This is a genomic window from Candidatus Nealsonbacteria bacterium (genome assembly GCA_026396195.1).
Lineage (GTDB): Bacteria > Patescibacteriota > Minisyncoccia > Minisyncoccales > JAGGXC01 > JAPLXH01.
The window spans coordinates 44,373-51,740 of sequence record JAPLXH010000002.1; the positions used below are offsets into that span (position 1 = coordinate 44,373).

The window sequence follows — 7,368 nt, forward strand, 5'->3', positions numbered from 1 at the left end:
TATGAAAAAAATAATTTTTATCGTGCTTGACGGGTTAGGGGACAGCCCGGTTCCTGAATTGGGAAACAAAACTCCTTTGGAAGCGGCCCAAACTCCCAACATGAACGCACTTTTAAAATCCGGCCTTTGCGGATTGCTTTCGCCGGTCCATTACAACACATTGCTTCCCACGTCGGAAGAGGGGCATTTTTCATTATTTGGCTATAGCGCCGATAAATATCCGATTCGCCGGGGATTTTTCACGGTTTTGGGCGCGGGAATTAAAATGAAAAAAGGGGATGTCGCTTTGCGGGGAAATTTTTCCACAGTTGATGATAAAATGGAAGTTGTTGACCGGCGGGCTGGCAGAGTCGATAATACCTTTGATCTGGTTAAGGCGGTGGACGGGATAAAAATTGACGGAATAAAATTTATCGTTAAATATGCCGACGGTTATAGGGTGGGAATAGATTTACGAGGAAAAAATTTAAGTTCCGCGATTTCCGAAGGTGATCCTCATTACGGAAAACTAGAAACAGGATTAAGAAAAATAGAGCCCTTGGACGAAACCCGAGAAGCCAAGTTCACCGCCGATGTTCTGAATAAATTCTTAGAAAGGAGCCATCAGATTTTAAAGGAGCATCCTTTTAATAAAAAAAGAAAAGAACAGGGTCTATTGCCAGCCAACTATTTTTTACTTAGAGGGGTCAGTTCTTTTATAGAATTACCCAGTTTTAAAAAAAGATATGGATTGAAAGCTTGCTGTATTGCGGGTAGAAGTATTTACAAGGGAATAAGCAAGTCTTTGGGAATGAAAATTATAGAAGTAAAGGGGGCGGATGGTTCCATCTTAACTAATTTAGCAGGTAAATTTTTATTCGCTAAAAATGCCTTAAAAAAATATGATTTTGTTTTTCTGCATATAAAAGCAATGGACTGCTTGGCCGAGGACGGAGATTGGAAGGGAAAGAAAGAATTTATTGAAAAAATCGACGAAAACTTAAAACCGCTTTTGGGCTTAAAAGATGTTTTGATAGTCATCACGGCGGACCATTCAACCTGCTGTAATTTGAAAAGGCACTGCGATGAATTAATTCCGATTTTAATTTCAGGAACAGGTTTTGAGAATATTTCTAAGTTTTCCGAGAAGGACTGCAAGGGAGGAAAATTAGGGATTTTAAAACAAACGGATTTGATGGCAAAAATTTTAGAGCTTTACAAAAAATAAAGATTTGGTAATATAGATTATTATTAAAAATTAATAAAAAAATAACATATGTTAAAAAACCTCAAAAACTTCAAAAATTTAGCAGTGCTATCTATTATCATTGCCGCAGTTATAATTAGCGGAACCTTACTTTACACTAATCATAAAAAATGCGATGCCAACAAGAGTTCAGCCGATGTTCTTTCTTCCCAAACCGTAGCCGAAAAAGCCTTGGCTTTTATCAATAAAAATATGCTGCAGGAAGGATTAAGCGCTTCTTTGGTCAGCATAATAAAAGAAAACGAGCTTTATAAATTAAAAATTAAAGTTAACGAAGAAGAATTCGAGCCTTATGTCAGCCTTGACGGAAATATGTTGTTTGTCCAGGGTTTTAACATGGAAGAAAAAAAGCAGGAGGTTGGAGCTAAAAGAGATAAACCGGACGTTAAATTATTTGTAATGTCTTATTGTCCTTTCGGATTGCAAACCCAAAAAGCTCTTTTACCGGTTCTTAGTTTGTTAAAAGATAAAGCGGACATGGGAGTATATTTTGTTAACTATATAATGCACGGCAAAAACGAAATTGATGAAAACTTAAGGCAATATTGCATTCAAGCAGAGCAAGGAGATAAATACAGCGCCTACTTGAGCTGTTTTGTTCAAGAAGGAAACTTTGATAAGTGCCTTTCCGACACAGGAATAGACAAAGTAAAAATGAATTCTTGTATTTCTGCGACAGACCATCAATTTAAGATTACCGAGCAATACAACGACAAATCAACCTGGCTTAACGGCCAGTATCCGAAATTTGACGTTCAGGGAGAGCTTAACCAGCAATATCAGGTTGGAGGTTCCCCGACAGTCGTGATTAACGATAAAGTCGTTAATATCAGCGACAGGTCGCCCGAAGGATTCAAAAAAGCGATTTGCGATGCTTTCACTACTGCTCCTGCAGAATGTAACCAAACGCTTTCAACGTCTTCCGCTTCTTCCGGTTTTGGCGTAACAACGGGCGGGACTAGCGGCGGCAGCTGTCAATAATTTGTAATTAAAAAAAGCGCCGTCCGGATGGATGGCGCTTTTTGGTTGACGAAATATTTTTTATGTTTTAAAGTCGAAACTGAGGTGATGGGATTGAATCGTCTTTTAATAAAGGAAAAAAGAAAAAAAGTTAAACTAGCCTTAAAGTATATCAATACCGATTGCGAGTTGGAGAGATTAATCAGGGAAATTCCGATGATTCGCCGCCAATTGGAATGTTTAAAAAGAAAAAACAAAGAATCTGAAGAATATAAAAGATGTAAAGCTAGTTTTCGAGCGAAAAAAAGGAGAAAAGACAGTCTCCTGATAAGACGCAAAAAATTATCAACGCAGTTTTGCTTGAAATACGGAATTAGCTTGGAACTTCCGGAAGCTGAAAAAATAGAAATAGCTCGACAAGTTCTTAAAAAAAATTCACTTTTACGTTTAAAAGCTCAAGGCGGCTGGCCGGAAGAAGCTTACAACAAAATGTCGGATGACAAATAAAAGGTCTCAATTTTATCGGGACCTCTTTTTATTTATTTTAATAAATCTGTTAAAATAGATTAATTATAGCGAACATGCCGATATACTTTTTGGCTGTTACCAAAAAATTATGGAATATTTAATTGGGGCTGACATAGGGGCGACAAAAACAAGCTTTGTTTTATTAAAAGATTCTTTTATCGTTTCCAGCAGAAAAATAAAAACCCCATCAAATAAAAACGAAATAATAAAAGCGATTGAAGAAAATATCAAAGACCTGATTTCCAATATTTCAAAATCTGAAATTTCAGGAATCGGTTTGGGTATTGCCGGGCCTCTTAACAAAAAAGGGGATATTATTTTAAATCCGCCGAATTTAAAGATGCTTTCCAATTTAAAATTGGCTAAAATTATCGAAAAGAACTTGGGAATTAAAACCAAAATGGAAAACGACGCAAGGTGTTTTACTCTGGCGGAAGCGATGATGGGGGCGGGCAAGGGTTGCGGGATTGTTTTGGGAATAACTTTGGGAAGCGGAATCGGCGGAGGACTGGTATTTAAAGTTGCAAACGGCAAATTAGAAATTTACAAAGGCGCTTTTGGCGGAGCGGCAGAAATCGGACACATGGTTTTAGATTTTAAAGGCCCTAAATGTTCCTGCGGAAGCAACGGATGTTTTGAAAAATACGCTTCCGAAAAATTTATTAAAATGAAAAGCAATGTTTCTTCGATTGAATTAGAAGAAAGAGCTAAAAAAGGAGATAAAGGAGCAAAAAAAATATACGAAGAATTTGGCCGGAATTTGGGAAAGGGATTGGCGAATTTGGTTAATATTTTAGACCCGGAAATTATTGTAATCGGCGGCGGGTTTGCCAAATCCGGTTTTTTGATTCTGGAACCCGCCAAAAAAGAAATGAAAAAGAGAATCCTCTCCATTGAATCCAGAAAAAATGTTAAAATAAAAATAACGAAATTGGGAGATTTTGCCGGCGCTTTGGGAGCGGCATTGTTAATTTCATTATGATTAAATTATATTCAACGAAATTTTGCCCCTATTGCGTCAGCTTGAGAGCTTTTTTAGAGCAAAAGAATATTGATTTCAAAGAAGTTGACGTTTCGGAAGACCAGGTAGCCCAGGATGAAATGATAAAAAAATCAGGCCAAATGACGGTACCCGTTATTGAAATTGACGGAGAAGTGATTGTTGGTTTTGACAGAGAAAAAATTTGTAAAATTTTAAAAATTAATAAATAGTAAAAAGCGCTCGTAATTTAATTTTTGGTACACATCAGTTTTATTCCAGCGATAAAACTGACTCAGGTCCTCGTCCCGATAAATCGGGACTGCGGATGGTCCCAAAATTAAATTTCTCGCTTTTCAAAAATTAATAAATAATAATATACTAAACAATAATTCAAAATTATGATAAAAATTGCAATCAATGGTTTTGGCCGAATCGGCCGATTAACCTTAAAAAGCATTTTAGATGGCCACCCGGAACTGGAAGTTATGGCGATTAACGATTTAACCGACAGCAATACCTTGGCTCATTTGTTTAAGTACGATTCCACTTATGGAACATACGACGGTTCCGTAAAAACCGTTAACAGTTCTTTGTTGATTGAGGGAAAATGTGGCCGCAAGGAAATTAAAATTTTTAACGAAAAAGACCCTTTAAATTTGCCTTGGAAAAAATTAGGCATAGATGTTGTCTTGGAATGCACAGGCCACTTTACGGACGAGGAGGGCGCCGGCAAGCATTTGAAAGCCGGAGCCAAAAGAGTGGTGATTTCAGCGCCGGCTAAAAGCGATAACACTCCGTCTTTTATTTTAGGAATCAACGAGGACAAGTTTGACCCTTCAAAAGATTTTATTTGCGACATGGGTTCTTGCACGACAAACTGTCTGGCTCCGGTCGCCAAAGTTTTGCATGAAAATTTCGGAATTGTTAAAGGATTTATGACTACTATCCACGCTTATACCAACGACCAGAATTTACTGGACCTGCCCCACAAAGATTTAAGAAGAGCGAGAGCCGCGGCTTTAAGCATTATTCCCACAACTACGGGAGCTGCTAAAGCCATCGGTAAAGTTATTCCGGAACTTAAAGGCAAGCTGGACGGCATGGCTTTCAGGGTGCCTATATCCACTGTTTCAGTGGTGGATTTGGTTTGCGAGGTTAAGAAAAAAACTACGGCCGAAGAAGTTAATTTCACGTTGAAAAAAGCTTCCAAAGAAAAAAGATTTCAGGGAATTTTGGAAGTAGAGGATACTCCTTTGGTTTCCTGCGACTACAAAGGCAACTCCCTTTCCTCAATCGTGGATTCTTCTTTGACTAAAGTATTTGATAATATGGTGAAAGTTATTTCCTGGTACGACAACGAGTGGGGATATGCTTCAAGGTTCGCCGACTTCATTGAATTTATCGGAAGAAAATTATAAAAATTTAAAAATCACACAAGACATATAATTAAAAAAAGGGTGGAAAGTTTCCACCTTTTCGCTTTGTCAAAGCTGTTTTTTTTGTTAGAATAAAAGAGCGAAATTGATTAATGGTAAATTAATTCATTTTTAAATTTATGATAAAAAAAGGAAATCTGTATTATCCTACAAAAGAACAGAAAGAAAGGGCTTGGGTTAAAAGCCCCTCTATTTATAAAGAGTCGCAAAAAAATCCCCAGAAATTTTGGGCGGGCTTAGCCAAAGAGCTTTTTTGGTTTAAACCCTGGAAAAAAGTTTTTGTCCACAAACCTCCTTATTTTGAATGGTTTTCCGACGGAAAAATAAACATAACTTATAATGTTCTGGAGAAAAACCTGGAAAAAAGAAAAAACAAAGTGGCGATAATCTGGGAACCGGAATCCCCTGAAGAAAAGCCGATAATGGTAACTTATTACGAGCTTTACCGGCAGGTCAACAGGTTTGCCAATGGTTTGAAAAAAATGGGAGTCAAGAAAGGGGACAGGGTGGGAATTTACTTGCCCATGATTCCCGAAACAATAATCTCAATGTTGGCTTGCGCCAGAATAGGCGCCATTCACGCAGTGGTTTTTTCAGCTTTTTCCTCGCAAGCTTTAAAAGTAAGATTACAGGACAATGAAGCCGAGGTTTTAATTACAGCAGACGGTTATTACCGAAGGGGACAGATTATGTCTTTAAAACAAGGAGCCGATGAAGGAATAAAAGAAACTAAAATTAAAAAAGTTATCGTGGTAAAGAGGGCGAAAAATGAAATTCCCTGGAATCAAGAAAAAGATATTTGGTTTGATGAAGTAATAAAGGACCAACCCGATTATTGCGCTCCTGAGGTTATGGACGCAAACGACACTTTATTTATTTTATATACTTCCGGCAGTACCGGAAAACCTAAGGGCTGCGTTATGCACTGCGGCGGATATTCGGTGCAGGCCTTATGGACGGGAAAATTAATTTTTGACTGGAAAGACGATGATATCTTTTGGTCAACTTCCGATATGGGTTGGATTACCGGCCACACCTACAGCTGTTATTCTCCCTTGTTAAACGGCGCCACTTTTTTGATATTTGAAGGAGCTCCGGACTGGCCAACGCCGGCTCGCTGGGCTCAAACCATTGAAAAGCACGGTGTCACTGTTTTTTATACAGCCCCCACGGCAATTAGAATGTTTGTTAAGTACGGCAAAGAAATTATTAAAAATTATAAATTTGAAACCCTTCGGCTTTTAGGTTCAGTAGGCGAGCCGATTGACGAATCTTCCTGGGGTTGGTATTTTAATGAAGTGGGAAAAGGCAGATGTCCGATTGTTGATACTTGGTGGCAGACGGAAACCGGCGGAGTTTTAATCACTTCTTTGCCGGGAATAGGACCATTCAAGCCCTCTTTTACCGGACTGCCGTTTCCCGGAGTTATTTTTGATATTTTAAATGATAAGGGCAAATCTTTGCCAACGGGAAAAGAAGGGAATCTGGTAATTTTGCCGCCTTTTTCTCCGGGTCTTTTCGGAGGAATTTATAAGAATCACGAAAAATATGTTGAAACCTATTGGAGCCAGTATGGCAACAAAATTTATTTTACTTCTGACGCGGCTTTAAAAGATAAAAAAGGATTGTTCAGAATCGTGGGACGGGTTGATGACGTGATAAAAATAGCGGGACATCGGGTGACCACCGGAGAATTGGAAGCCGCGATTAACCTGATTCCCGGAGTCGTGGAATCAGCCGTGGTTGGAATCCCGGACGCAATAAAAGGAGAAGTTCCTTTGGCCTTTGTGGCCTTGAAAGAAGAAAAGCCCTTGGAGGAAATTAAAGCCAGCGTCAAGAATCAAATTATGAAAGAAATAGGGCCGATTTCTTTGCCAAAAGAAATTTATATAGTTGATGATTTGCCAAAAACCAGGTCGGGAAAGATAATGAGGAGAATTTTAAAGAAAATTTTTATCGGCGAGGAATTGGGAGACCTTTCCACTTTATCCAATCCCGAAAGCGTAGAAAAAATTAAGCGAATAATTAAAAAGTAGAAATATGCTTCAATCAAAACTTTTTACCAAAACAATAAGGGATATTTCTAAGGAAGAGCTGCGTGAAAGCGCTAAGTTATTGCTTAGAGCCGGCTTTATTGATAAATTGACGGCCGGGGTTTATACTTTTTTACCATTGGGGTTGAAGGTACTGAATAAAATTGAAAAAATAATTTCCGA

The 7,368-nt window shown here is 38.2% G+C and carries 7 protein-coding genes; all 7 read left to right on the forward strand.

Annotated features, from left to right (window positions below; genetic code table 11):
* Position 1: 1 nt before the first annotated feature.
* The 7 genes from apgM to acs all read left to right on the forward strand — a co-directional run bounded on the left by apgM (position 2) and on the right by acs (position 7,188).
* On the forward strand, positions 2-1,207 hold the full coding sequence (gene apgM, locus NTU58_00530) for a 2,3-bisphosphoglycerate-independent phosphoglycerate mutase (GenBank protein MCX6764185.1): 1,206 nt from the start codon (positions 2-4) through the stop codon (positions 1,205-1,207).
* 48 nt (positions 1,208-1,255) lie between these two features.
* Positions 1,256-2,227, forward strand: coding sequence for a hypothetical protein (locus tag NTU58_00535; GenBank protein ID MCX6764186.1), 972 nt, complete (start codon positions 1,256-1,258; stop codon positions 2,225-2,227).
* 87 nt (positions 2,228-2,314) lie between these two features.
* Entirely contained in the window at positions 2,315-2,713 is a 399-nt protein-coding gene (locus NTU58_00540) for a hypothetical protein (GenBank protein ID MCX6764187.1), read from the forward strand.
* A 109-nt stretch (positions 2,714-2,822) separates the two neighbouring features.
* Positions 2,823-3,716 carry an ROK family protein gene (locus NTU58_00545; GenBank protein MCX6764188.1) on the forward strand — a complete coding sequence of 298 codons (894 nt, stop codon included), beginning with the start codon at positions 2,823-2,825 and terminating at the stop codon, positions 3,714-3,716.
* Entirely contained in the window at positions 3,713-3,946 is a 234-nt protein-coding gene (locus NTU58_00550) for a glutathione S-transferase N-terminal domain-containing protein (protein MCX6764189.1), read from the forward strand. Before NTU58_00545 ends, NTU58_00550 begins: the two co-directional genes overlap by 4 nt.
* A 165-nt stretch (positions 3,947-4,111) precedes the next feature.
* Positions 4,112-5,134 (forward strand): type I glyceraldehyde-3-phosphate dehydrogenase, encoded by a 1,023-nt coding sequence (gene gap, locus NTU58_00555; GenBank protein ID MCX6764190.1) that lies wholly within the window; start codon positions 4,112-4,114, stop codon positions 5,132-5,134.
* Positions 5,135-5,271: 137 nt separating this feature from the next.
* A complete protein-coding gene (acs, locus tag NTU58_00560) occupies positions 5,272-7,188 on the forward strand; it encodes an acetate--CoA ligase (GenBank protein ID MCX6764191.1) in 1,917 nt (638 codons plus the stop codon).
* Positions 7,189-7,368 lie beyond the last annotated feature (180 nt).